Below are 22408 nucleotides of genomic sequence, written 5' to 3'. Positions count from 1 at the left end.
GGTTCAGCCCCGCGCGCCCGCCCGGCGCGTCCGGCGCTCGACCTTGCGGGTCGCCGTCTCTCGGAGATGACGCTCGATCTCGCCGTTGGCCCGGGCCCGCATCGTGCGCATGGCCTCGGCATCGTCGAAGGTCTCGGGAAAGCGCCGCGACAGCCAGAGATAGGCGCTGGCGAGCTTCACCGTCCGTTCCTGATAATCCAGTTCGCCCGCGAGGTTCGCCCGCAGGGCCGGAACCGTCGTGCCTGCCGCCCGGGCCTGGGTCCAGCGCTCCAGCATGCCGAGGGAGACCGGGTCGCGCCGGTCCACCGGGCAGACCGAGAACGCGAACTTCTCGGCGATGGGCAGCCGCGCCTTGTCGACCACGCGGGCAATCTCCAGGATTTCCTCCAGGGCCGAGGGTTGGAACGGCGAGCCGGCGTAGAAGGTGGCGCGGGCGAAATGCGCCAGCACCTCGCGCAGGCTGTCGGTCCGCATCTCCTCCGCCACGGAATTGATCGCGATGAGGTCGGGGCGCACGTAGAAGCGCGTGTCGGCGGCCGGCGCCGTGGGCGCACCGGCCAACGCCGCCCGGATCGGCTCCAACCCGGTCTCGTCGACGGCGGCGACGTAGCCCTCGTCCTGGTGCCCGAACCGGCCCGCGCGGCCCGCGATCTGGCGGATCTCCGAATTGGTCAGCGCCCGTTCGCCGACCCCGTCCCACTTGCGCACCGCCGAGAAGACGATCCGCTTCAGCGGGCCGAGGTTGAGGCCCATGCCAATGGCGTCGGTGGTGACGAGGACGTCGGCCTCGCCGGCCCGGAAGCGCGCGGCCTCCGCGCGCCGCACCTCGGGCGAGAGCGCCCCGTAGATCGTGGCCACCCGGTGCCCGGCCGCCACCAGGATCTCGCGGTTCTCATGGACGGCCCGGCGCGAGAAGGCGACCACCGCATCGCCCGGCATCACCTTCTCGATGGGAACGGGCGTATCCTGCAGCACCAGCGGCGTCTTGCGCACGAAGGTGATCACTTCGAGGGACTCGTTGGCCGCCTCCGCGGCGCGGCGCACCGCGGCCAGCGCATCGTCCGAGCCGCAGACCACCACGGTGCGGGCGGCGACGCCGAACAGGGCGTTGGTCCAGGCCCAGCCCCGATCGGGATCGGCGATCATCTGGATCTCGTCGATCACCGCGACGTCGACGGGCCGCGTGAGGTCGGCGGTCTCGATGGTGCGGGCGGTGTGGGTCGGGTTGAGGTCGCCCAGCGTCTCCTCGCCCGTGACCATGCCGGCGCGCAGGCCGCGCTCGGCCAGGGCCTCGTAGTTCTCCAGCGCGAGGAGACGCAGGGGTGCGAGGTAGGTGCCGGTCTCGGCCGCCCGCAGCATCTCAAGGGCCGCGTAGGTCTTGCCGGAATTGGTCGGGCCCATGTGGAAGATGAGGCGCCGGCCGAGGCGCCGGGCCGCGGTGAACTTCTCGATGTAGGCGCCGAAGCCGACCTGGTCGCGCAGGCGGCGCAGGCGGGAATCCTCCCGCGCCACGGTGCGGGCGCGGGCGCGGACCCCCTTCAGGGTGTCGGTGAGCGACTGGTTCAGGTTGGGCGAGAGGAGGAAGGCGCGCGAGCGCAGCGAACGGTCGAGATGGTCGATATAGGTGGCGGCATCGGCGCCCACCGCGCGCAGGTCCTCGGCGACCTGATCACGCAGGCGCTCCACGGCGCGCCGCAGGGACTTGGCCGTCTGCAGCCCCGCCTCGGCGACGGCAGCCCGGAGATCCTCGAGGCGCCAGTTCGGATCGTTGCGATGGGCCATGCCGGACAGGATGCCGGCGACGCCCGTCTCGGGCTTCGCGTCGATCCGCAGGTCGAGGCGCCCGCCATCGAGGACAGGGATCACGGTCCGGATGGTCCAGGCGATGCTGCCGTCCCGCATCACCGCGGCGCGCAGGCTGGGAATCGCCTTCCTGACAGCCGCGACGCCGCCCTCCGCGAAGGCGCGCCGCGCCTTCAGTTCGCGCAGGGCCTTGGCGACCACCGAATCCTCGACGAGACCGCCGTAATCCGGCAGGCCGAGATGAAGGCGCAGGGCCTCCACCTCGACGCTCCGGGGCGGCAGGCCGAGACGGACCGCCGCCTCCAGCAGAATCTCGTTGGTCGGTCGCGCACGCTTGCGGGCCATGGGCCTCTCGTCGGGGAATCTCGATCCGCCGCGGACGGACGACCGGGCCGCATCAGGGTGCGCGGGACGCGACCCAAAAAGCAACGGCTCCGATCAGCGCAAGGCCCTCCGTGCGCCGCGCAGTCGGACTCAGGCGGCGCGCTGGTTGATCTGACGCTCCGCCATGGCGGTGAGCAGGTGGTCGGTGGCCTTCTCCTCGTCGAGGTTCTGCTGGAGCACGCCGGCACAATCGTCCCGTCCGAGGCGCTTGGCCCAGGCGATCAGCGTGCCGTAGCGGGTGATCTCGTAGTGCTCCACCGCCTGGGCCGAGGCCACGAGGGCCGCGTCCAGCACATCCTTGTCGGCGATCTCGCCGGCCACTTCGTTCGCCTCCTCGATGATGCCGTTGATCGCCGGACAGGTCACCGCCTTGGGGCTGTGGCCGTGCATCTGGAAGACCTTCTCCAGGCGCAGGATCTGGTTCTCGGTCTGGCGCAGGTGGGTCTCGAAGCCCTGCTTCAGTTCCGGATGCGTCGCCTTGGCGATCATCTTGGGCAGCGCCTTCGTGATCTGGTTCTCCGCGTAATAGATATCTTGGAGCGTGTGGACGAAGAGGTCGTCGAGGGTTTTGATATCGCGGGTGAACAGGCCCATGGATGCCTCCCTTGGCGTTTCGTGCGAAATCGAAGGGGTCTGCCTCTGGGGGCGACCCCGGCCCGGCCGCGTTCCGCCGGACGATCGGGATCCGAGGGGTGCACCTCGCGATCGCCACCGGCCGCTACGGGACCATCCGAGCATGACCCGAGAACCCGCTAGCCGCGCCCGGTGTTCCCGAGACCGAGATCCGGCGAAGACTGCATTACAACTTATAGATCGCAGGTGAAAAACTTCGAAATTACAAAATCATCAGCCAATGGTCTTTTTGACGCCGTCTTGATCCAAGTTATTTAAGGCTCCGCTTCCGTCTTGCTAACCCAGTGCGGGGCCGGACCGATGCCGGTGCGCGTTGGGGCGGATTGCCCCGCATCGGCAATGGGTCGTCGACCCCTGCGCGACCACACACGTCAGGGAAGCGAGACGATGCACGAGAATTCCGCCGGACCGGCCGCATTCTGGGCCTCGGTGGCGAACGACGTCACGTCGCGGGTCGAGCCGGTGCTGACCCGCGACAGCAAGGCCCGAGAGGGCGTGATCGAGTATCTGCGTGACCTCGAAGCGGTGGCCCTGCGCGACGGCAGCAGCCGCGAAGCCCTGCAGGTGATCGCCTCGGGCCGGCGCCTCCTGGGCGACCGGAACGATACCCCGCCCGCCGAGATCGCCCGCGCGGTGCGAGCCGCCCTGATCTGAACCCGAGCCGGGCGCCCGAGGCGTCCGGCTCACGCTGATGCCCCCGAGCGGCGATGCCGCTCAACCGGGCGGCGGCCCCAGGGCCGCCCGCGTGAACGCATCGGCGCCGATCTCGTCGGTGCCGTTCATCCCGAGGCTCTCGATGAGCCGTCCGCGCGCGCGGCTGACACGGCTCTTCATGGTGCCCACGGCGACGCCGCAGATCTCCGCCGCCTCCTCGTAGGTGAAGTTCTGCGCCCCCACGAGCACCAGGGCCTCGCGTTGGCTGAACGGCAAGTCGTTCAGGGCCTCCTGGAACTCGCGCATCTCCACCCGGATCTCCTGCTCGGGCAGGCTCGTCAGGCGCCCGGCCAGCGCCCCGTCGGCATCCTCCACCTCGCGCTTGCGCTTGCGCTGCTCGGAATAGAACAGGTTGCGCAGGATGGTGAACAGCCAGGCCGTCAGGTTGGTGCCCCGGGTGAAACTGTCGGCCTTGGTCCAGGCCCGCACCAGGGTGTCCTGGACGAGGTCGTCGCTGCGGTCGAGATCGTAGGTCAGCGAGAACGCGAAGGCCCGCAGGGCCGGAATCGCACCGAGCAGGAGTTCGCGCATCTCGTCATCGGCGCCCTGCGGCGTGCCGACCGGAAGGGACATCGCGTTGGTCATGAGGATCCTCGCGTGGTGCTGCGGGCGGCCAGATCGGCGAGGAGGGCGTCGAAGCGGTCGGGGAGCGGCTGATCCAGCACCTCGGCATAGAGGAGGCGCAGGTTTCGTCCGATGCGCCGGCGGGCCTCCACGGTCATGCGGACCTCGCCTTCGCGGGCCCGGAACGACGGGGTCGGCGCGATGTCCGAAACGTGCGCGCGTGCGACCGCGGATGCGCCGGCCTCGGCGCACGCAACCGTCATCGTTTCCGATGTCTCCGCGGCCCCGCGGGACGCCACCGACGGCGTGGCGAGGGAGAGATCGCCGGGATCTGTGCTGCGATGCGGGTCGCTCGAATCAATGCTCATTGCTGCTCATCGCTCGACGGCCGCGGCCGGAGAGTCCGGAGCGCCGTCATTTCGGCGGCCGTGCTACGGCTGCGCGATTTAACGACCTCTGAAAAAAGCATTCATCTGATCTTAAGCTGCCGAATGCAGGCGAAAGACCAAGAGCATTAAATAGAAACAGTCAGAAACAAATGCGATACATCAACGAAGCTTCGCCGTTATGGTTCTATAGTCGCACAATCCTGTCGCCAAGCTGAACAATACGGCGACAGCGTCGAGCCTCGGGGCCCAGCCCCGCCGTGCCCTTCCGACCGAGGCCTGATACCGGCATGGCCCGGGGTTTGCGCGCGTCGCCGAACCCTCGTTCCAGCCAGCCGGAAGCGCCCATGAGCCTCGACGTGCCCGATCTCGACCGTGTCGTTCGCGAGATCGCCGACGAGATGCGGGCGCGGCCGGACCGGGGCGAGGTGGCGACCTACATCCCCGAACTCGCCGGCGCCGATGCCAGGGCCTTCGGCCTGGTGGTGATCGATGCCGAGGGGCGGATCGCGGCCGGCGGCGACAGCGACGAACCCTTCTCGATCCAGAGCATCTCCAAGGTCTTCACCCTGACCCTGGCCCTCGGCATGGCCGGCGACCGGCTCTGGCGGCGCGTCGGGCGCGAACCTTCGGGCAGCCCCTTCAACTCCATCGTCCAGTTGGAGCGCGAGCGCGGCATCCCGCGCAATCCGTTCATCAATGCCGGGGCGATCGCGGTCACGGACCTGATCCTGTCCGGACACCAGCCGCGTGAGGCCATCGGCGAGATCCTTCGCTTCATGCAGTTCCTGGCGCAGGATTCCAGCATCGCCATCGACGAGGCGGTGGCCGCCTCCGAGTTGCGGACGGGTTTCCGCAACATGGCCCTCGCCCACTACATGAAATCCTTCGGGGTGCTCGACAATCCGGTCGACTTCACCCTGGGCGTCTACTTCCATCACTGCGCCATCAGCATGTCCTGCCGACAGCTCGCCCAGGCGGGCCGCTTCCTCGCACATTCGGGGCGCAACCCCCTGACGGGGTTGTCCGTGGTGTCACCCGAGCGGGCGCGCCGCATCAACGCGGTGATGCTGACCTGCGGGCACTACGACGGCTCGGGGGAGTTCGCCTATCGGGTGGGACTTCCGGGCAAGAGCGGCGTCGGCGGCGGCATCCTGGCGATCGCGCCGGGCAAGGCCTCGATCGCCGTGTGGTCGCCCGGCCTCGACGCCTCGGGCAATTCCCATCTCGGACGGATCGCCCTGGAGATGCTGACCAAGCGGCTGGGCTGGTCGATCTTCGGGGCCTGATGGCCGCGAGCCTCGCGGCCTGGATCGCCCTGCCATCCGAACAGGCAAAAAGAAGGGCCCGCCGCGCGGAACGCGGCGGGCCCTGCCTAGTCTCTCGGCAAATGAGACGGAAAACTGCCTAGAACTTAGGCGGCCGCCTGCTGGCTGGTCTCGGTCGGAACCGAGGAGATGGTCTTCAGGATCTGCGAGGCGATCTGGTAGGGGTCCCCCTGGCTGTTGGGACGGCGATCTTCCAGGTAGCCCTTGTACGCATTGTTGACGAAGCTGTGCGGCACGCGGATCGAGGCGCCGCGATCGGCGACGCCGTAGCTGAACTGGTCGATCGCCGCCGTCTCGTGCTTGCCCGTCAGGCGCATGTGGTTGTCGGGGCCGTAGACGGCGATGTGGTCGTCGAGGTTCTCCTTGAAGGCCGCCATCAGGGCTTCGAAATACGCCTTGCCGCCGACCGTGCGCATGTGCTCGGTCGAGAAGTTGGCGTGCATGCCCGAGCCGTTCCAGTCCGTCGCGCCGAGCGGCTTGCAATGGTACTCGACGTCGATCTCGTAGGTCTCGCACAGGCGCTGCAGCAGGTAGCGGGCGACCCACATCTCGTCGGCGGCCTTCTTGGAGCCCTTGCCGAAGATCTGGAACTCCCACTGGCCCTTGGCCACCTCGGCGTTGATGCCCTCGTGGTTGATGCCGGCATCGAGGCAGAGATCGAGATGCTGCTCGACGATCTTGCGCGCGATGCTGCCGACTTCCTTGTAGCCGACACCGCAGTAATACGGCCCCTGCGGAGCGGGGTAGCCGGAGGCGGGGAAGCCGAGGGGACGGCCGTCCTTGTAGAAGAAGTACTCCTGCTCGAAGCCGAACCAGGCGCCATCGTCGTCCAGGATGGTGGCGCGCTTGTTGGAGGCGTGCGGGGTGACGCCATCCGGCATCATGACTTCGCACATCACCAGCACGCCGTTCTTGCGCGTGGAATCGGGGAAGTGGCGCACGGGCTTCAACATGCAATCGGAGCTGCCGCCTTCGGCCTGCATCGTCGAGCTGCCATCGAAGCCCCAAAGCGGAAGCTGTTCAAGGGTCGGGAACGCGTCGAATTCCTTGATCTGGGTCTTACCGCGAAGGTTCGGCACCGGAGTGTAGCCGTCGAGCCAAATATACTCGAGTTTGTATTTCGTCATTCCGAGCCTCTCGTCCTGAAGCGATGCGACATCCCAGGACACCTGACGGGATTCGCAGCCATTGCTGGCTGGAGCGGCCTAAGCAACGTTCGCGCCAATCAGTGCCGGTTCGCGCCTGCGGCATATGGGCCGGGGCGGCCTCGCGTGAGACTTCGTTAACGGATCCGCACTAGCGCTGAGCGGATCAGGAGATCGCGATGCGCAGACGGGTGAGCGCCGCGCTTGCCGGCGTTGCCCTGATTGCCCTCGCGGCATCGGGGCTCGGATTACGCACCTCGGGTGCCGGCGAGCCGGAACAGGCGGATGTCAGCACGCTGCAGGCCGAGCTGTCGGCGCTGCGCGAGGCCTATCGGCGCGTCGACGAGGTGGTCCACCCACCCGAAAATCCCTACAGCCCGGCCAAGGCCGCCCTCGGAGAGCGCCTGTTCTTCGATACGCTCCTCTCGGGCGAGCGCACCATGAGCTGCGCCAGCTGCCACCTTCCGACCCAGTCGTGGAGCGACGGCCGCCCCCGCGGCATCGGCGAGACCGGCGCGACGATGAAGGTGCGCACGCCGACCCTGCTCGACGTGGCCCAGAACCCGATCCTCGGCTGGGACGGCAAATTCCACGACCTCGAGAACGTCGCCTTCACGCCGATCACCAGCGCCAGCGCGATGAACCTGCCGGAGGCGACCTTGCTCGCACGGCTGAGAGCCGATCCCGGCTACGTCCGCGCCTTCGTGGCGGCGTTCCCCGAACGCTCCGCGGCGGGCGGCCCGGAGGAGGCGATCAGTCGGCGGACCGTCGAGCTGGCGCTGGCGACCTTCGAGCGCTCCATCGTCTCCGGCGAGGCGCCGTTCGATCGCTGGGTCGCGGGCGACGCTCGCGCCATCGGCCCGAATGCGAAGGCCGGGTTCGCACTCTTCAACGGCAAGGCGCAGTGCGCCGGCTGCCATTCGGGCTGGACGTTCACGGACGGATCCTTCCACGACATCGGCGTCGGCACCGGGGCGGATGTGGGACGGGCCGCATTCTTCCCGGATTCGGTGCAGCTGCGCTACGCGTTCAAGACTCCGACCCTGCGGGACGTCGCGGAGCGCGGACCCTACATGCATGACGGCTCGCTGGCCTCCCTGCGCGAGGTGATCGACCTCTACGATCGCGGCGGGATCGCCCGGCCGAGCCGCTCGCCCGCGATCAAGCCGCTGGGGCTGACCGACGCCGAGAAGCGCGACCTGATCGCGTTCCTGAAGACCCTGAGCGCCGACAGTACGGCCAGCCTCAAGGGTCCGCCCCGTCTCAACTGAAGGATCGGCCTTCGCCAGGGACGCTCCCGGGGTGGATACGCGCGTCAGCGGAAGAGCGGCAGACCGGCCCCGAGGAGGCCGAGCCCGCCGAGGAGAAGCCGCCCGGACCAGCGTTCGAGGGCGTCCGCCCGGCTCGGCGCGCGCGTCGCCGCGTAGGACAGGCCGGTCCCCACCATCAGGCTCGACAGGCTCAGGGTCGCGATCATCGGGCTCTTCGGGTCGAAGCGGGGCGTTCCCCGACTTAGCCCTGAGCGGATGAGCGGACCATGTCCGTGCGCAGGCTTTCCGACGGCATCGTCACCGAACGGTTACACGGCCATCGTGCATTCGACCGGTCAGACCGGGATCACGGCCGATGCCCGCAAGCAACAGGTTAACCATTTGGAAAGGTCTGTTAACAAGTTCCTTCCGCAAACCAGCGAAGGCGCGTAGTTTTCATCGCGCCGGCAAGCCCCCGCGCCGGTGTCGTGAACAGGGCTTCCCTCCATGCTCCCCGGAAGACGTTGGCTGCCCCGCGCCGCAGTCATGGTGATGACGGCTGTCCTCACGGTCGCGGGCTCCAGTTCCGCGCTGGCGCATGTGAAATGGTTCTGCGCCTACGACCTCGTCGGCGCGCCCCGCGACCTCGGCGAGGTCCTGTGCTCGGATTTCGAGAAGCTGGTCGGCCTCTCCGTGTTGGCCCTGATGGTGGGCGGTCTTCTCGAGGGAACGGTGCTGGGGGCAGCACTCATCCGATCCCTCGACCGGACCACGGCCTGGGCACGCGAGAACACCGAACTCCTGTTCCGTGCGGTTCTGGGCGGATTCTTCGTCGCGCTCTGGACGCTCGGCGGCATCATCCTGACGCCCGAGCTGAAGACGACCAGCACCGCGCTCCCGTGGTTCCAGCTCGCCATCGCGGCCGGCTTCCTGTGGCGGCGAACCATGCCGCTCTCGGCCCTCGGCATCGTCGTCCTGTTCACGACCGCCCTGGTCCAGTACGGCGCCTTCCACCTCGCGGATTACCCGGTCTTCCTCGGGGTCGCGGCCTATTGCGCGCTGACCGGCCTCGGCCGCTCCCTGCCCGGCGGCCTCCGCCCCCTCGACATCGTGCGCTACACCGCCGCCATCACGCTGATGTGGGCCTCCGTCGAGAAGTGGGCCTATCCGCAATGGTCGTTCCCGCTCTTCATCGAGCATCCGGCGATGACGCTCGGCTTCACGGGCGAGTACTTCATGAAGGCGGCCGGCGCGGTGGAATTCGCCCTGGCGTTCGCACTGGTCTGCACGCCGCTGGTCCGCCGGGTCGCCGCGATCCTGCTGGCCGCCACCTTCATCTCGGCGGTCTTCGAGTTCGGCAAGGTCGACGCCATCGGCCACGCGCCGATCATCGTCGCGATGGTGGCCCTCGCGGCCGACAACGCCGCATCGCCCTATCGCCTCCGCAACCTCGCCCTCACGCCCGTGGGCTACGGGGCGGCCCTGGCGGCCTTCATCGGCCTCTACTACGGCGCCCACGCCGTGCTGCAGGGGTCGACCCTGCTCTGAGGGTCGCCGGCGCGCCGCGCGGGGACGACGGGACGCGCAGCGGGCGGCCCCGACGCGAGCCCGTGCGGCCCACGAATCGGAAGACGGTCGATCACGCCGGATGTCAGCGGCCGTCGACCCGGACGGTGAGCTTCATCTTCGGATGGATTCCGCACAGGACGGCGAAGGTCCCGGGCACGTCGAAGACGACCTGGGTCCGGCTTCCGGGCTTCAGGTCTCCGGAATCGAAGGTGAAGTTCGGCGCGTCGATGTAGACGTGGTGAAGCAGATCGCCATCGTCGTTGACGATCTCCACGCTGGCGCCGCGCGGAACCGTGAGGGCGTTGGGCTGAAAGGCGCGCCCCTTCTGGGACACGTGCAGGCTGGGCGCACCGCCGGTGGCCCAGGCGAGCCCACCGCTCACGGCACCGACGAGCCCGAAGGCCACGCAAGCAATTGTCGAGGGCCGCATCCGTATTCCGTGTGTCCAACGACGATCAGGATCGAAACGAGCTGCTGCCGAATCACGACGAACAGTCTCGATGCTTAGGAGACTCTCAACCTGCGCAACCATAACATGCCTCGGTGAAAGTCCGGTTAAGCGGATAACCTGCCGGCCCGATCTCAAGATAGCCTTAACGTCTTTCGGCCATCCTGCTGCGGTGGTGGGACGGGACAAGGCTGAATGACATCGCCCGAAGACCCGATGACATCGCGGGCGCGTCCCGGCCGGCGCCTGATGGACGCCGTCGCCGCGATGCTCGGCACGATCCGGGGGCGGATCGTGATCGCGTTCCTCGTGATGAGCGCCATCACGGGGGCGCTCGGGCTTTCCGCGGCGTCGAGCATCCGCCGCGCCGACGAACTCGTCAGCCAGACCTTCGACCGGTCGCTGATGTCCATCAATTATGCCCGGGCCGCCGCCACCGACTTCGCCGGCATGCGCACGGCCGAGGCGCGACGCTGGATGGTCACCGATCCGTCGGCCCGCACCAGCCTCGACGAGCGCCTCGCCAGCCTGCAGCGCCTCCTCGCCGAGGATCTCGAGATCGCCGTGGAGCGCGCCCAGTCGGAGCGGGCGACCCGCGCGGCGCAGGCGGCCGAGCGCGCGGTCTCCGCGTGGACGGAGGCCCGTGCCAGGATCACCGATTTCGGCCGGAGCGAGGCCGCCTATGCGGAGCTCGACCGGCACGCGGCGGTGGCGGAGGAAAACTTCGATCTGTTCATCAACTATACGGCCGGCGACGGCTTCATCTATCGCCAGCAGGCCCGCGCCATCGTGGCCCGCGAGACCCGGCTCAACCTCCTTGGCACCCTGATCGCCGTGCTGCTCTCCGGCACCGTCGCCTTCTGCCTGGCGCGCCGCATCATGGGGCCGCTCGCCGATGCCTCGCAGGCCGCCACCCGCATCGCGGGCGGCGACCTCAGCGGCACGATGCCGGCCGGCGGGGCCGATGAGGTCGGCACGCTTCTGTCGGCCATGGGCACCATGCGCGACAACATCCGCCACGCGATGGAGAAGGAGGTCGCGCAGCGGATCTCCGCCGAGGACCGCCTCGCCGATGCCCTGGAGACCTCCCGGGAGGGAATCGTGGTCGTCGACGAGGCCGGGCGGATCAGCCTCACCAACAGCCAGGCCGAAGACTACCTCGGATTCGCCGCCGGCGCCCGGCCCGCGGGCGCCACGATCGCCGCCCTCGCGGCGGGCGAGACCGGTCCGGGCAGCCTGGCCCAGGCGCTCCTCGCCACGACCGACGAGCGCAGCGAGCTGCGCCTCGGCGACGGCCGCTGGCTTCGGATCAGCCGGAGCGCCACGCGCACGGGCGGCTTCATCGCGGTCTGCAGCGACATCACGCTGCTGAAGGAGCAGGAATCCATCCTGCAGGCCACCAACCTGCGCCTCGACACCGCCCTCGACAACATGTCCCAGGGCCTCTGCCTCTTTGACGCCGACGGCTGCCTCACCGTCGTGAACCGGCGCTACTGCGAGATCTTCGGCCTCGCGCCCGGGCAGCTTCCCCTCGGCCTGTCCTATCGCGACGTCGCGGGGCTCAGCGCCGCGCGCGGCGACTACCCGCAGCCCGAGCCCGATGCCTTCGCGCTGGCCCAGGCCGAGACCGCCAGCGGCGGCGCGGTCGATTCCGACTTCCTCCACCTCGGCGACGGGCGCGTGGTCGCGGTCTCGCACAAGGCGGTGCGGGGCGGCGGCCTCGTGGCGACCTACGAGGACGTCACCGAGCGCCGCGAAGCGGATGCCCGCATCGCCTTCATGGCCCGGCACGACGTGCTCACGGGCCTGCCGAACCGGGCGATGTTCGGCGAGCGGATCGAGGAAGCGGTCGCCCATCTCGGACGCGGCAGCCCGTTCGCGGTGCTCTGCCTCGACCTCGACCGCTTCAAGGAAGTCAACGACACCCTCGGCCACCCCGTCGGCGACGCCTTGCTGCGCGCGGTCGCGGACCGCCTGCGTGCCTGCGTCCGCGAGGTCGACACCGTCGCCCGCCTCGGCGGCGACGAGTTCGCGATCATCCTGTCACAGGCCGAGCAGCCCCAGGAAGCCGCCGTGCTGGCCCGGCGGATCGTCGAGGTGGTCAGCGCGCCCTACGACCTCGACGGCCACCGCGCGAGCGTCGGCGTCAGCATCGGCATCTGCTTCGCGCCCGGCGACGGCACCACCTGCGACAAGCTCCTCAAGAATGCCGACGTCGCGCTCTACCGCGCCAAGGCGGACGGGCGCGGAACCTGGCGCTTCTTCGAGGCGGAGATGGATGTCAGCCTCCAGGCCCGTCGCGCCCTCGAACTCGACCTGCGCGAAGCCCTGGCGCGCCAGGAATTCGAGCTGCACTACCAGCCGATCTACGACTTCCGCGCTCGGCGCATCGGCGGCTTCGAGGCCCTGGTACGCTGGCGCCACCCCGTGCGCGGCCTCGTTCCGCCGGGCGAATTCATCGCGGTCGCCGAGGAGATCGGTCTCATCGTGCCGCTCGGCGCCTGGTGCCTCACCACCGCCTGCACCGAGGCGATGCGCTGGCCCGATGGCCTGAAGGTCGCGGTGAACGTCTCGGCGGTGCAGTTCCGCGACGAAGTCATCGTCGAGGCCGTCCGCCAAGCCCTGACGCAGAGCCGCCTGCCGCCGGGACGGCTCGAACTCGAGATCACCGAATCGGTGCTCCTCAAGGACAACCTCGCGACCCTGGCGACGCTCTATGCCCTGCGCCGCCTGGGCGTGCGGATCGCCATGGACGATTTCGGCACCGGCTACTCGTCCCTGAGCTACCTGCGCAGCTTCCCCTTCGACAAGATCAAGATCGACCAGTCCTTCGTCCGCGACATCACCAACAAGACGGATTCCGGGCTCATCGTCCGGGCCGTGATCGGCCTCGGCCTCAGCCTCGGCATGCGCACCACCGCCGAGGGAATCGAGACGGAGGCGCAGTTCGATCGTCTGCGTAGCGAGGGCTGCGACGAGGGCCAGGGCTACTTCTTCGCCAAGCCGAGCCCGGCCTCCGAAGTCCCCAGGGCGATCGAGCGCTGGTCGCGCGGCAACAGCGAGACCGCCCGGGCGGTGGCCTGAAGCCGGCGTCCCGCGCGGCGCGGCCGCCGGGTCCCGCGCCCGTCGGCCGAGCCCCGGCGGCGAGCCCGGATCAGTCGACGACCTTGAGGTCGTCCACGGCGACGTCGCCGTTCTGGCTCGAGAAGGTCGGCGCGCGTCCGTTCGACTGCGAGACGCCGCTGATCCGGTGATCGCCGCTGTCATAGGTCGTCCGCTTGCCGTCCCGCTCGATCAGCAGGCGGTGCTTGTCGGGGAAGAACGCGTAGCGCATGTCGTTCTGGCCGCCGCTGGTGGAGGGCTGCCCCAGTTCCTGTGGCCACCAGGGATCGGATCCCTTCATCGGCTCCATGGGCTTCATGGGTTCCATGGGCTTCATCGGTTCCATCGGCTTCATCGGTTCCATCTCGGGCCTCCCGGCGATCGTGGGGGGTGGACGTCTCGTGTCGTGAAGGCACGGCTACGCCCGAGACCCGCGAAGGTTGCGCGCCGGCAGCGGGAAATCGGGCTTGCGCGCCGCGCATGCCTCTTCCCCTCCGCCCCGAATGGCCGGCCCGCCCCGTCGCCTCCGAACCTTGGCCGCCATTGAATTCGCCGGAACGCGACGGCATATCGCCCACGCTTCATTCTTTCTTCGACATCAGGAGGCGTTCCCTTGAGCGACACCGTGGAACGGCACGAATTCGGTGCCGAGGTCGGGCGTCTGTTGGACCTCGTGGTCCATGCCCTCTATTCCGACCGCGAGATCTTCCTGCGCGAGCTGGTGGCCAACGCCGCCGACGCCATGGACCGGCGCCGCTTTGAGGCGCTGACCGATCAGGCCTCCGCGCTGCCCGCCGATGCCAAGGTCCGCCTCGTCCCGGACAAGGCGGCCCGCACCCTGACCATCAGCGATGCCGGCCTCGGCATGACGAAGTCGGAGCTGGCCCAGAACCTCGGCACCATCGCCCGCTCGGGCACCCGCGCCTTCAGCCAGGCCCTCGGCGACGCCAAGAATGCCGCCGACATCAAGCCCGAGGACAAGCCGAGCCTGATCGGCCAGTTCGGCGTCGGCTTCTACTCCGCCTTCATGGTCGCCGACCGGGTCACCGTGACCTCGCGCCGGGCCGGCTCCGAGGAGGCCTGGACCTGGGCCTCCGAGGGCCAGGGCAGCTACACCCTCGAGCCCGCCACCCGTGCGGAGCCCGGCACCGACATCGTCCTGCACCTCAAGGCGGATGCCGACGAGTACCTGGAGAGCTACCGGCTCGACCACGTCGTGCGCAAATGGGCCGACCACATCACCGTGCCGATCGCGATCCGCGGCGAGGACGGCCAGGAGGAGAACGCCAACCAGGGCACGGCCCTGTGGCGCAAGGCCAAATCCGAGGTCACGCCGGAGCAGTACACCGCGTTCTACCGCCACGTCGGCATGAACTTCGACGAGCCCTGGGCGACGCTGCACTGGCGCGCGGAAGGCGCGCTGGAATTCTCCGCCCTGCTGTTCGTGCCCGGCATGAAGCCGTTCCAGGCGGTGGAGGGCGATCGCGCCAGCAAGGTGCGCCTGCACGTCCGGCGCATGTTCATCACCGACGAGGCGGAGCTCCTCCCCTCCTGGCTGCGCTTCGTCCAGGGCGTGGTCGACACCGAGGACCTCCCCCTCAACGTCTCCCGCGAGATGCTGCAGGCGACGCCGGTGCTCACCAAGATCCGCCGCGCCGTCACCGGCCGCGTGCTCTCCGAGCTGACCACCCGGGCCAAGGACGCCGAGGGCTACCGCCCGTTCTGGGAGAATTTCGGCCCCGTCCTCAAGGAAGGCATCTACGAGGATCACGAGCGCCGCGCCGAGATCGCGCCGCTCCTGCGCTTCCACTCCTCCGCCGTCGAGGGCTGGACCTCCCTGCCCGAGTACGTCTCGCGGATGAAGGACGGGCAGGAAGCGATCTACTACCTCGTCGCCGACGATGCCGACGCCCTGAAGCGCTCGCCCCAGCTCGAGGGCTTCCGCGCCCGCGGCATCGAGGTGCTGCTGCTCTCCGACCACGTCGACGCCTTCTGGCCCGAGGCCATGGCCCGCTTCGACGACAAGCCCCTGCGCTCGGTCACCCAGGGCGCCGTCGACCTCTCGAAGTTCGCGGGCGAAACGCCCGAGGGCGAAGAGGCTCCGGCCCCCGTCGAGGCCCTGGTCGCGGCCCTCAAGGAGGCCCTCGGCCCCGACGTCTCCGACGTGCGTGCCACCGACCGTCTGGTCGAGAGTGCCGTGGTGCTCTCCGCCTCGGGCCACGGCCCGGACCTGCAGATGCAGCGGCTCCTGCGCCGGGCTGGCCGGGGCGGTGGCGGCATGCCGGTCCTGGAGATCAATCCGCGCCATCCCCTGATCCGCGCGCTCAGCGCCAAGGTCGAGGCGCAGGAAGCGATCACCGAGGCGGCCGGGACGCTCCTCGACCTCGCCCGGGTCCAGGACGGCGACACGCCGCGGGATCCCGTCGCCTTCGCGCAGAAGATGGCGGCGGCCCTCGCGGCCGCCTGAGTCCGGCCTGCGATCCCAGGGGCGAGTCCGGCGGAGCCTCTTCGCCGGACTCGCCCCGCGTGACGGCCGACGGCGCCGACACGGTTCGATCCGACCGTCGGAATCGTCCCCGGTCCGGACCGGGACATCCCCCCACCCAACGGTCCCCCCACCCGAGCGACACCCCTCGGCGGGCGTGGCCGTGGGGGAGCGGGGTGGCCCGGGCGCGCCATGGGGGCCTCGGAGCCGCGACGGCCCGGGCGCGCGGCAGATTGGCCACGGACGCCGGAGGCGACAGGCGCTAGAAGCGCCGCCAATGGATCTTCGCCCCTATCAGCGCGCCAGCCTCGACGCCCTCTACGCGTCCTGGGCTCGGCAAGAAGGCCCCGGCCTCATCGTCCTGCCCACCGGTGCCGGCAAGTCGCTGGTGATCGCCGCCCTGGTGCGGGAGATGCTCGATCGCGCGCCCCGCCATCGCATCGTCGTCGTCACCCACAGCCGCGAACTCATCGCGCAGAACCACCGCGAACTCCTGGCGCTCTGGCCGGCGGCACCGGCGGGCATCTACTCCGCCGGCCTCGGCCGACGCGATGCCGGCGCGCAGGTGCTGTTCTGCGGGATCCAGTCGATCTGGAACCGGACCCGCGACCTCGACGCCTTCGACCTCGTGGTCGTGGACGAAGCCCATCTCATCCCCCGCGACGCCGAGACCCGCTACGGCCGCTTCCTGGCCGCCCTGCGCGCCGAGCGTCCGGACCTGCGCGTGGTCGGCCTGACCGCCACGCCCTACCGCCTCGACAGCGGGCGCCTGGACGAGGGCCCGGGCCGGCTCTTCGAAGCCATCGTCTACGAGGCCAATGTCGGCGACCTGATCCATCAGGGCTACCTCGCGCCGCTCATCTCCAAGGCCACCGCCACGACCCTCGACGTCACGGGCGTGCCGCGGCGCGGGGGCGACTACATCCCGAGCGCCCTGGAGGCGGCCGTCAACCAGGACTGGATCACCCGCGCGGCGGTGGAGGAGATGGTCGGCTACGGGCAGGGCCGCCGGGCCTGGCTCGCCTTCTGCGCCGGCGTCGCCCACGCCACGGCGGTGCGCGACGCCATCCGGGCCGAGGGCCACACCTGCGAGACCCTCTCGGGCGAGACGCCCAAGCGGGCGCGGGACCGCATCGTCCGGGCGTTCCGCGAGGGCCGGATCCGCTGCCTGACCTCCGTCGGCGTCCTCGCCACCGGCTTCAACGTGCCGGAGGTCGACCTCGTCGCCCTGCTGCGGCCGACCCAGAGCACCGGGCTCTACGTGCAGCAGGTCGGTCGCGCCCTGCGCCGGGCCCCGGACAAGGCGGATGCCCTGATCCTCGACTATGCCGGCCTCGTCCGCATGCACGGCCCGGTTGACATCGTCACCGCGCGCAGCGCCGCCGCGATTCGTGGCCGCGAGGGCGAGATCCGGGCGAAGCCCTGCCCGGGCTGCGGCGCGCTGATTGCCCTCAATGCCAGCACCTGCGAGGCCTGCTGGGTCGAGCCCGAGGCGGACATGGGTGACCCGAGCCACGAGGCCTCCGCCGACGACGCCCATCCGATCCTCTCCCGGCCGATGCCCGTCCGCGCCGAATCGGCCTGGCAGGCCGTCGCCGGCTGGACCTTCGCCAGCCGCGCCGGCTCCGGTTCCGCGGAAGACCTCGCGGTCACGTTCCACCTCCGCGACGGCCGGCACCACCGGATCGTGGTCGGCCTCGGGCAGGTCGGTTACCCGCGCGAGAAGGCGGTCCAGTGGTGGCGCCAGCTCGGCGGGGATCGCGACGTCCCGATTACGGCGGTCGAAGCCATGGCGGTGCAGGACCAGCTCACCTGCCCGGCCGCCATCGATGTCCGCGCCCAGGGACGCCTCACGGAGACCATCCGCTACCGCTTCCCGGACGGCCGCATCTTCGCCGATACCCGCCGCCTCGACGATCGCGCCGCCTGACGCCCGACGATCCGGCACCGGAACGCCACGCGGGCTTGCGCGGGGCCAACGGCACTGGTAGCGCAAGACGGCACGCCGGTTTAGCTCAGCTGGTAGAGCAACCGCCTTGTAAGCGGTAGGTCGCGAGTTCAAGTCCCGCAACCGGCACCACTTTTCTGAGCCGGGTTGAAACGCTCAAGTCCCGTTTCAACTCGGCTTACGAAAGCGACGTGCGAGGGTGTTCACGGGCGTGCTGAGAAGTGCCGTCCGAGCCATCGCCGCCCTCCCCCTCGCTCGCCTGCCACGCCTGGCCCGCATCGATTGCCGGCCCGCAACGATTGCCGGCCCGCAACGATTGCCGGCCCGCAACGATTGCCGGCGCCCGGGCCAGCCTCCCCGAAGCGCGCGCGTCCGCGATCGGCTCCGCGAGCGAGAGCCTGGGCTCCGTCCGCGACGCATCAGGCAGATGGCCGAAGGCGATCATCGGAGAACGGCCATGGCGCGGTCTTGGAAGTGCAGATGCGGGCGTTGACGTGACCTGAGAGCGATCCGCTACCAAGCATCGCGGCTCATGATCTCCAAAGCCTCGTCCTCGGTTTGGCGCCTGTACTGCCAAGCCGCCCCATCCCGACGGCGCATCAGCGCTTCGCCCGCATCAGATGTCGTGCCGTCGATCAACAGCCTCGGCGAATAAGACGTCACGTCCTTCCACTCGCCTGAAGACGTCATCAGAGCAAAAAAGCCCGCCAAGGACTCGAAGCAGGCGATAATTTTTGCGACAAATAGATCTTCGATCGCGGGGGAAGTTACGGCCGGACTGTTGGGACCGCTGACGTTCTCGTTCATGTTCTGAAGCTCGGATGGGATGGTTCGCCGGCCGGCGCCGATTGAATTTGAGTCTCTGATCAAATCGAAGCTACCGAAGGCAGTAGAATTATCAATCCCCTTCCGCGCGGAACATGAATTATCCTTACTGGATATTGCAACACGCGCCCACCCCGCATGCGAGCGGTCCGATTACGTAAGTGAGTCGAGCGGATGATGGCGCAGCCGGAGCCCGAGAATGTCCCGGGCTTCTTCGATCGGCGGCGCGCAAGTGTTCCGGATGGAGACCCGAACGACCGGCGAACGTCGAAGTCGGGACGCCATCCTCGAGGCGGACAGGGTCGCGTGATCGACACGCTCATGGCCGACCCTGTCCGCCGCGGCGTTCCGATCCGGCGGCGGGAGGATCGTCTTGCGCTCGCCCATCCGGGCCAGGCTCGGCGTGGCGTCGTGCCCCGCCCCGGACCCGTCGAGCCCTGTCCCGGACAGGTGGTCGGCCCGCGTCGATCGCCGGATCCGTCCGTGCCGCGATGGCGGCGGTCGGCTCGGAGACCCGCTCCACCGCGCCGGGCCGTCCTCGGCAAAAGGCGCCTGCGGGTGCCGCGACGGGACGTGGCGAAACGCGTTTCGCAACGGCGTGGTATTCCCCACGCTCGATCACGCCCCTGTCGTGATCGAACACGGGCAGACATACGCCGACGGCCTCCGGCCGCCCCCGTCATCGGGCCGCCAAGCGCTTGCGCCAGCGGTCGTCATCAGATCAGCAGAGCCGAGCGGCGCAAAGCCACCCGCTCGCCCCGCGATCGTCAGGCGATCGAGATCCACGGCCTTCGTACGTGAGCCGCCGGATAAAGGTAGGCCGGGGCTTCCCGATGACCGTCACGCCGCCCCTGCGGCCTGCCAGAGCGCCGGCATCGCGTCGGTCGGGACCGAGGATGCCGGAACGGGCGATGGCTCAGGCGTGCAGCAGGCCGTCCGTCGGGACGTGCACGGTGAAGGCCTTGCCCTCGTCGACCCAGCCCGGGCCCGCAGCCCCCTGAACGATGCCGGCGGCTTCCTCGGCATTGCCCGCAAAGTGATGCAGGCCGGTCTGCGTGTTGTAGAAGCGCTCCAGGGTGATGTGCCCCGCGCCGTTCGCATCGTTGTAGGCCTCGAACGCGACGCCCTCGTAGGTGTAGTTCGGGAGACTCGCCCGGATGGTGTCGCGCTCGTTCACGCTGTCGGTGAAGAAGTGGGTCCCCGTCTTCGTATCGTAGAAGCGGAAGACGTCGTGGGTGGCGGCGCTCTCGTCCGGGACGGACCACGGCGTACCCTCGAAGGTGAAGCCCGGGAGCGTGGCCTGGATCTGTGCCTTCTCCGCCGCGCTGGTGGTGTAGAAATGATCGCCGGTCTTGGTGTCGTAGAAGCGATACACCGGATCGGGCTGGTCGGTCGTGGCCGCGGCGCTCCGGATCACCGGATCGGGCACGGACGCGGTGCCGCTCCGGGCGACATACACTGAGACGTCGTGCTCGGCGCCGTAGGTCACGAAGGTGTTCAGGAACTTGCCCGCATCAAGGAACTGCGACGATGTCAGGGTGGTCTGCGTCCCGTTGATCCCCGGGAGGTAGTCCGTGGTGCCGCGATTGACGTAGTCGGCGGTCAGGCTCGGGATGGAGGCCGCCACGTCCTGGGGCGTGACCCCGTCCCCGATCGCGGTGGACAGTCCCACGGACACGGTGCCGGCATAGATCGGGTCGGCGCTGGCCGTCTGCCCGATCTCGGCCCGGTACATCCCCAGATATGGCACCGGGTCGTCGGCGATCTGGTAGTTCACGATGCGGTCATCCGCGGCGGATGCGATCAGGGCGCCGGGAGAGCCGAAGGTCGCGGCCTGATAGACCACGTCTCCGGTGTCCGGATGATTGGCCATGAAGACCTGGGTCAAGGCGCCGCCGAGACTGTGTCCCGTGACGATCACCGTGGCGTCGTGCTGCGACGCATAGCTGTCGACGGCGGATATCAGCGGGGAGAACTTGATGTAGTCGGCGTTGATATCGCGCAGGTTGTTGATCCAATCCTGCCGGTCGTCGCTCCCGCGGAAGCTCAGGACGACGACGGCTTGATTGCCGAACGTGCCGGTCACCGCCGCGCCGTACGCGTTCTGGTTGGCGTAAGCGCCGTTCGTGAGCCCTGGGGCCGTGAGGGGCGAGAAGCCCGCGGGAAGTCCGGCGAGGGTGTCGGAATAGGTGGACGCCGCGATGGTCGCCAGCGTTGCCGCGATCGTTCCCATGGTTCGTTCTCTTTCCCAGGTGCCGCCATCGGGGAATCAGGCCAGTGCCGCCCGGTCCGTCGCGATGGACGGTAACGCAAGCTCGGCGGAAACCGATCCGCGGCCGGCCCAGCGACGCCGCGCCGGGCGCGGTCACCGACACGGATGCGCCCCGCCCGCTCCGGCGCCGGGCTCACCCGGCCCTTGTCACTGGGTCTTTGCCACGCGGCCCCGAGGGATTGTCGCCGGGCCCTGCAGTCGGACCGACCCGACCGCTTGCTTGCACGTCGGGTCAGGCCGCCGCGCGCAGGGGTGCGAGGGCGCTGCGGCTCTTGCCCAGGGCCTTGGCGGCATAGAGCGCCGCGTCGGCTGCGGAGAGCAGGCCCGCCAGGTCGGTGCCATGCTCGGGCGCCAGCGCGATCCCGATACTGACCCCGACCTGCACCGTCCGGGCGCGATCCAGGGCGAAGGGAACGGAGATCTGCGCCACGATCCGGTCGCTGAACGCGATCAGCGCCGCGGGCGCCAGGACGTCGGTGAGGACGACGAACTCGTCGCCTCCGATGCGCGCGACCACATCCTGCGGCCGCGCGCTGGTCCGCAGGCGCTCCGCGACGGCCTGGAGCAGCTGATCCCCCGCGGCGTGGCCATGCGTGTCGTTGATGGCCTTGAAGCCATCGAGGTCGAGATACAGCAGGGCTGCGAGATCATCGCGCCGCGCCGCGATCGCGTCCGCCAGTCCGGCGCGGTTCAGAAGGCCGGTCAGGCTGTCGTGCCGGGCCCGGAACGCATGGTCGCGCTCGGCCTGCATGGTGGCCACCAGCATCCGGTTCAGGCGAAACCCGGCCGCGCTCATGCTGGCGAGGTAGAACGGGATCTGCAGGAATGTGATGAGGAGGAGCGGCTCCCCGGTGAAGGGCGCGGCGAGGCAGCAGGAGCCGAGCGTCAGGACAATCATCGCCCCCGCAAGGCGCGGCGCACCGAAGTTGCGGAACGAGATGCCCCCGACCATGGCCGCCGCGGAGAGGCAGGCCAGAGTCGCCACGACCCAGTCGCCGCTGGTCAGGCTGATGAAGGTGCCGTAGCCGACGCTCGCGGCCCAGGCGAGGCCGAGCAGGATGTAGAGGTCGGTCGGGGTCCTGCGGCGCGCGGCGGCGGCCCGCTGCGCGATGACGAGCACCAGGAGGCGGGTGAGGCAGATGCCGCACTCCAGCACACACCAGAGCAGGAACGGCTTCTGCGGCATACGCCACGCCACGAGCGCCGAGACCGCGAGGGTGTTCAGGACACCCCCGGCGAAGATCGGCAGCGTCCCGAACAGGCTCGCCACGAGGGCCTTGCGGATCTCGTCGGGGACGTCGTGGCCCGCATCGGTCAGCCACCGTGTCACGCGCCAGCGGGGCAGGCTGAACAGCCGTGAATCGTTCTGCATCGCTCTACCTGAACGGGCGGAAGACGCCCCCGAACGCGTGATGATCCGGACAGGTCCCGACCGCGCGCCGCCACCCGATCGATCACCCAAATTGGGTTAACATTCACACCACCGGACGCCCGGAGGTTCAGCCCCCGGGCGGTTGCACCGCCTTCACCGGCGGCCGGCCGAGGCGGGCTG

18 protein-coding genes and 1 tRNA gene are annotated in these 22408 nt (G+C 69.3%); 8 read left to right on the top strand and 11 right to left on the bottom strand.

Annotated features, from left to right (window positions below):
- Positions 1-3 precede the first annotated feature (3 nt).
- On the bottom strand, positions 4-2148 hold the full coding sequence (locus tag ASF58_RS03045; RefSeq protein ID WP_055947096.1) for a helicase-related protein: 2145 nt from the start codon (positions 2146-2148) through the stop codon (positions 4-6).
- 129 nt (positions 2149-2277) lie between these two features.
- A complete protein-coding gene (locus ASF58_RS03040; RefSeq protein ID WP_055947094.1) occupies positions 2278-2781 on the bottom strand; it encodes a ferritin-like domain-containing protein in 504 nt (167 codons plus the stop codon).
- 426 nt (positions 2782-3207) lie between these two features.
- On the opposite strand from ASF58_RS03040, the gene ASF58_RS25570 reads away from it, so the two are divergent.
- A complete protein-coding gene (locus ASF58_RS25570; protein ID WP_055947093.1) occupies positions 3208-3474 on the top strand; it encodes a hypothetical protein in 267 nt (88 codons plus the stop codon).
- Between the two features lie 60 nt (positions 3475-3534).
- Here ASF58_RS25570 and ASF58_RS03030 read toward each other — a convergent pair whose 3' ends face one another.
- Together ASF58_RS03030 and ASF58_RS03025 are read right to left on the bottom strand one after the other, a co-directional pair.
- Positions 3535-4119: a sigma-70 family RNA polymerase sigma factor gene (locus tag ASF58_RS03030; RefSeq protein WP_082512794.1), complete on the bottom strand. Its 585-nt coding sequence runs from the start codon at positions 4117-4119 to the stop codon at positions 3535-3537.
- Positions 4116-4466 carry a NepR family anti-sigma factor gene (locus ASF58_RS03025; protein WP_156375513.1) on the bottom strand — a complete coding sequence of 117 codons (351 nt, stop codon included), beginning with the start codon at positions 4464-4466 and terminating at the stop codon, positions 4116-4118. The genes ASF58_RS03030 and ASF58_RS03025 overlap by 4 nt, the downstream gene beginning before the upstream one ends.
- A 377-nt stretch (positions 4467-4843) precedes the next feature.
- Here ASF58_RS03025 and ASF58_RS03020 point away from each other — a divergent pair, with 377 nt between their 5' ends.
- Positions 4844-5773 (top strand): glutaminase, encoded by a 930-nt coding sequence (locus ASF58_RS03020; RefSeq protein ID WP_055948718.1) that lies wholly within the window; start codon positions 4844-4846, stop codon positions 5771-5773.
- Between the two features lie 125 nt (positions 5774-5898).
- Here the strand turns inward: ASF58_RS03020 and ASF58_RS03015 are convergent, their stop codons facing one another.
- Entirely contained in the window at positions 5899-6939 is a 1041-nt protein-coding gene (locus tag ASF58_RS03015) for a glutamine synthetase beta-grasp domain-containing protein (RefSeq protein ID WP_055947091.1), read from the bottom strand.
- A gap of 197 nt (positions 6940-7136) precedes the next feature.
- Between ASF58_RS03015 and ASF58_RS03010 the strand changes: the two genes are divergently transcribed.
- On the top strand, positions 7137-8228 hold the full coding sequence (locus tag ASF58_RS03010; RefSeq protein WP_055947090.1) for a cytochrome c peroxidase: 1092 nt from the start codon (positions 7137-7139) through the stop codon (positions 8226-8228).
- A gap of 44 nt (positions 8229-8272) precedes the next feature.
- On the opposite strand, the gene ASF58_RS26635 is transcribed toward ASF58_RS03010, so the two are convergent.
- Positions 8273-8434, bottom strand: a complete 162-nt coding sequence (locus tag ASF58_RS26635; RefSeq protein WP_181017223.1) for a hypothetical protein — start codon at positions 8432-8434, stop codon at positions 8273-8275.
- 325 nt (positions 8435-8759) lie between these two features.
- Between ASF58_RS26635 and ASF58_RS03005 the strand changes: the two genes are divergently transcribed.
- Complete coding sequence (locus ASF58_RS03005; protein WP_055948715.1) at positions 8760-9755, top strand: hypothetical protein; 996 nt, start codon at positions 8760-8762, stop codon at positions 9753-9755.
- Positions 9756-9858: 103 nt separating this feature from the next.
- Here ASF58_RS03005 and ASF58_RS03000 read toward each other — a convergent pair whose 3' ends face one another.
- A complete protein-coding gene (locus tag ASF58_RS03000; RefSeq protein ID WP_055947087.1) occupies positions 9859-10206 on the bottom strand; it encodes a cupredoxin domain-containing protein in 348 nt (115 codons plus the stop codon).
- A 213-nt stretch (positions 10207-10419) separates the two neighbouring features.
- Here ASF58_RS03000 and ASF58_RS02995 point away from each other — a divergent pair, with 213 nt between their 5' ends.
- Positions 10420-13308 carry an EAL domain-containing protein gene (locus ASF58_RS02995; protein ID WP_244477169.1) on the top strand — a complete coding sequence of 963 codons (2889 nt, stop codon included), beginning with the start codon at positions 10420-10422 and terminating at the stop codon, positions 13306-13308.
- 70 nt (positions 13309-13378) lie between these two features.
- Here the strand turns inward: ASF58_RS02995 and ASF58_RS02990 are convergent, their stop codons facing one another.
- A complete protein-coding gene (locus ASF58_RS02990) occupies positions 13379-13690 on the bottom strand; it encodes a hypothetical protein (RefSeq protein ID WP_244477168.1) in 312 nt (103 codons plus the stop codon).
- A gap of 249 nt (positions 13691-13939) precedes the next feature.
- Here ASF58_RS02990 and htpG point away from each other — a divergent pair, with 249 nt between their 5' ends.
- The 3 genes from htpG (at position 13940) to ASF58_RS02975 (ending at position 17891) form a co-directional block, all read left to right on the top strand.
- A complete protein-coding gene (gene htpG, locus ASF58_RS02985; protein ID WP_055947084.1) occupies positions 13940-15793 on the top strand; it encodes a molecular chaperone HtpG in 1854 nt (617 codons plus the stop codon).
- Positions 15794-16088: 295 nt separating this feature from the next.
- On the top strand, positions 16089-17741 hold the full coding sequence (locus tag ASF58_RS02980) for a DEAD/DEAH box helicase (RefSeq protein ID WP_055947082.1): 1653 nt from the start codon (positions 16089-16091) through the stop codon (positions 17739-17741).
- A 74-nt stretch (positions 17742-17815) separates the two neighbouring features.
- Positions 17816-17891: transfer RNA gene (locus tag ASF58_RS02975), tRNA-Thr, on the top strand.
- Between the two features lie 381 nt (positions 17892-18272).
- On the opposite strand, the gene ASF58_RS02970 is transcribed toward ASF58_RS02975, so the two are convergent.
- The 3 genes from ASF58_RS02970 to ASF58_RS02955 form a co-directional block, all read right to left on the bottom strand.
- Positions 18273-18566 (bottom strand): hypothetical protein, encoded by a 294-nt coding sequence (locus ASF58_RS02970; protein WP_055947080.1) that lies wholly within the window; start codon positions 18564-18566, stop codon positions 18273-18275.
- Between the two features lie 934 nt (positions 18567-19500).
- On the bottom strand, positions 19501-20817 hold the full coding sequence (locus ASF58_RS02960; protein ID WP_055947076.1) for a hypothetical protein: 1317 nt from the start codon (positions 20815-20817) through the stop codon (positions 19501-19503).
- A gap of 271 nt (positions 20818-21088) precedes the next feature.
- Positions 21089-22228 (bottom strand): GGDEF domain-containing protein, encoded by a 1140-nt coding sequence (locus tag ASF58_RS02955; protein ID WP_055947074.1) that lies wholly within the window; start codon positions 22226-22228, stop codon positions 21089-21091.
- Positions 22229-22408: the final 180 nt, after the last annotated feature.

The organism is Methylobacterium sp. Leaf125, from assembly GCF_001423085.1.
Lineage (GTDB): Bacteria > Pseudomonadota > Alphaproteobacteria > Rhizobiales > Beijerinckiaceae > Methylobacterium.
The sequence above is the reverse complement of the archived record's forward strand: the minus strand, read 5'-3'. Positions and strand labels throughout refer to the sequence as shown.

Bases quoted from the DNA above. Each gene is read 5' to 3' on its own strand.
- ASF58_RS02970 (WP_055947080.1), bottom strand. From the start codon at position 18,566: ATGAACGAGAACGTCAGCGGTCCCAACAGTCCGGCCGTAACTTCCCCC.
- ASF58_RS03030 (WP_082512794.1), bottom strand. From the start codon at position 4,119: ATGACCAACGCGATGTCCCTTCCGGTCGGCACGCCGCAGGGCGCCGAT.
- ASF58_RS03040 (WP_055947094.1), bottom strand. From the start codon at position 2,781: ATGGGCCTGTTCACCCGCGATATCAAAACCCTCGACGACCTCTTCGTC.
- ASF58_RS02960 (WP_055947076.1), bottom strand. From the start codon at position 20,817: ATGGGAACGATCGCGGCAACGCTGGCGACCATCGCGGCGTCCACCTAT.
- ASF58_RS02995 (WP_244477169.1), top strand. From the start codon at position 10,420: ATGACATCGCCCGAAGACCCGATGACATCGCGGGCGCGTCCCGGCCGG.
- ASF58_RS25570 (WP_055947093.1), top strand. From the start codon at position 3,208: ATGCACGAGAATTCCGCCGGACCGGCCGCATTCTGGGCCTCGGTGGCG.
- ASF58_RS03000 (WP_055947087.1), bottom strand. From the start codon at position 10,206: ATGCGGCCCTCGACAATTGCTTGCGTGGCCTTCGGGCTCGTCGGTGCC.
- ASF58_RS03005 (WP_055948715.1), top strand. From the start codon at position 8,760: ATGACGGCTGTCCTCACGGTCGCGGGCTCCAGTTCCGCGCTGGCGCAT.
- ASF58_RS03010 (WP_055947090.1), top strand. From the start codon at position 7,137: ATGCGCAGACGGGTGAGCGCCGCGCTTGCCGGCGTTGCCCTGATTGCC.
- ASF58_RS02955 (WP_055947074.1), bottom strand. From the start codon at position 22,228: ATGCAGAACGATTCACGGCTGTTCAGCCTGCCCCGCTGGCGCGTGACA.
- ASF58_RS03015 (WP_055947091.1), bottom strand. From the start codon at position 6,939: ATGACGAAATACAAACTCGAGTATATTTGGCTCGACGGCTACACTCCG.
- ASF58_RS02980 (WP_055947082.1), top strand. From the start codon at position 16,089: ATGGATCTTCGCCCCTATCAGCGCGCCAGCCTCGACGCCCTCTACGCG.
- ASF58_RS26635 (WP_181017223.1), bottom strand. From the start codon at position 8,434: ATGATCGCGACCCTGAGCCTGTCGAGCCTGATGGTGGGGACCGGCCTG.
- ASF58_RS02990 (WP_244477168.1), bottom strand. From the start codon at position 13,690: ATGGAACCGATGAAGCCGATGGAACCGATGAAGCCCATGGAACCCATG.
- ASF58_RS03025 (WP_156375513.1), bottom strand. From the start codon at position 4,466: ATGAGCATTGATTCGAGCGACCCGCATCGCAGCACAGATCCCGGCGAT.
- ASF58_RS03045 (WP_055947096.1), bottom strand. From the start codon at position 2,148: ATGGCCCGCAAGCGTGCGCGACCGACCAACGAGATTCTGCTGGAGGCG.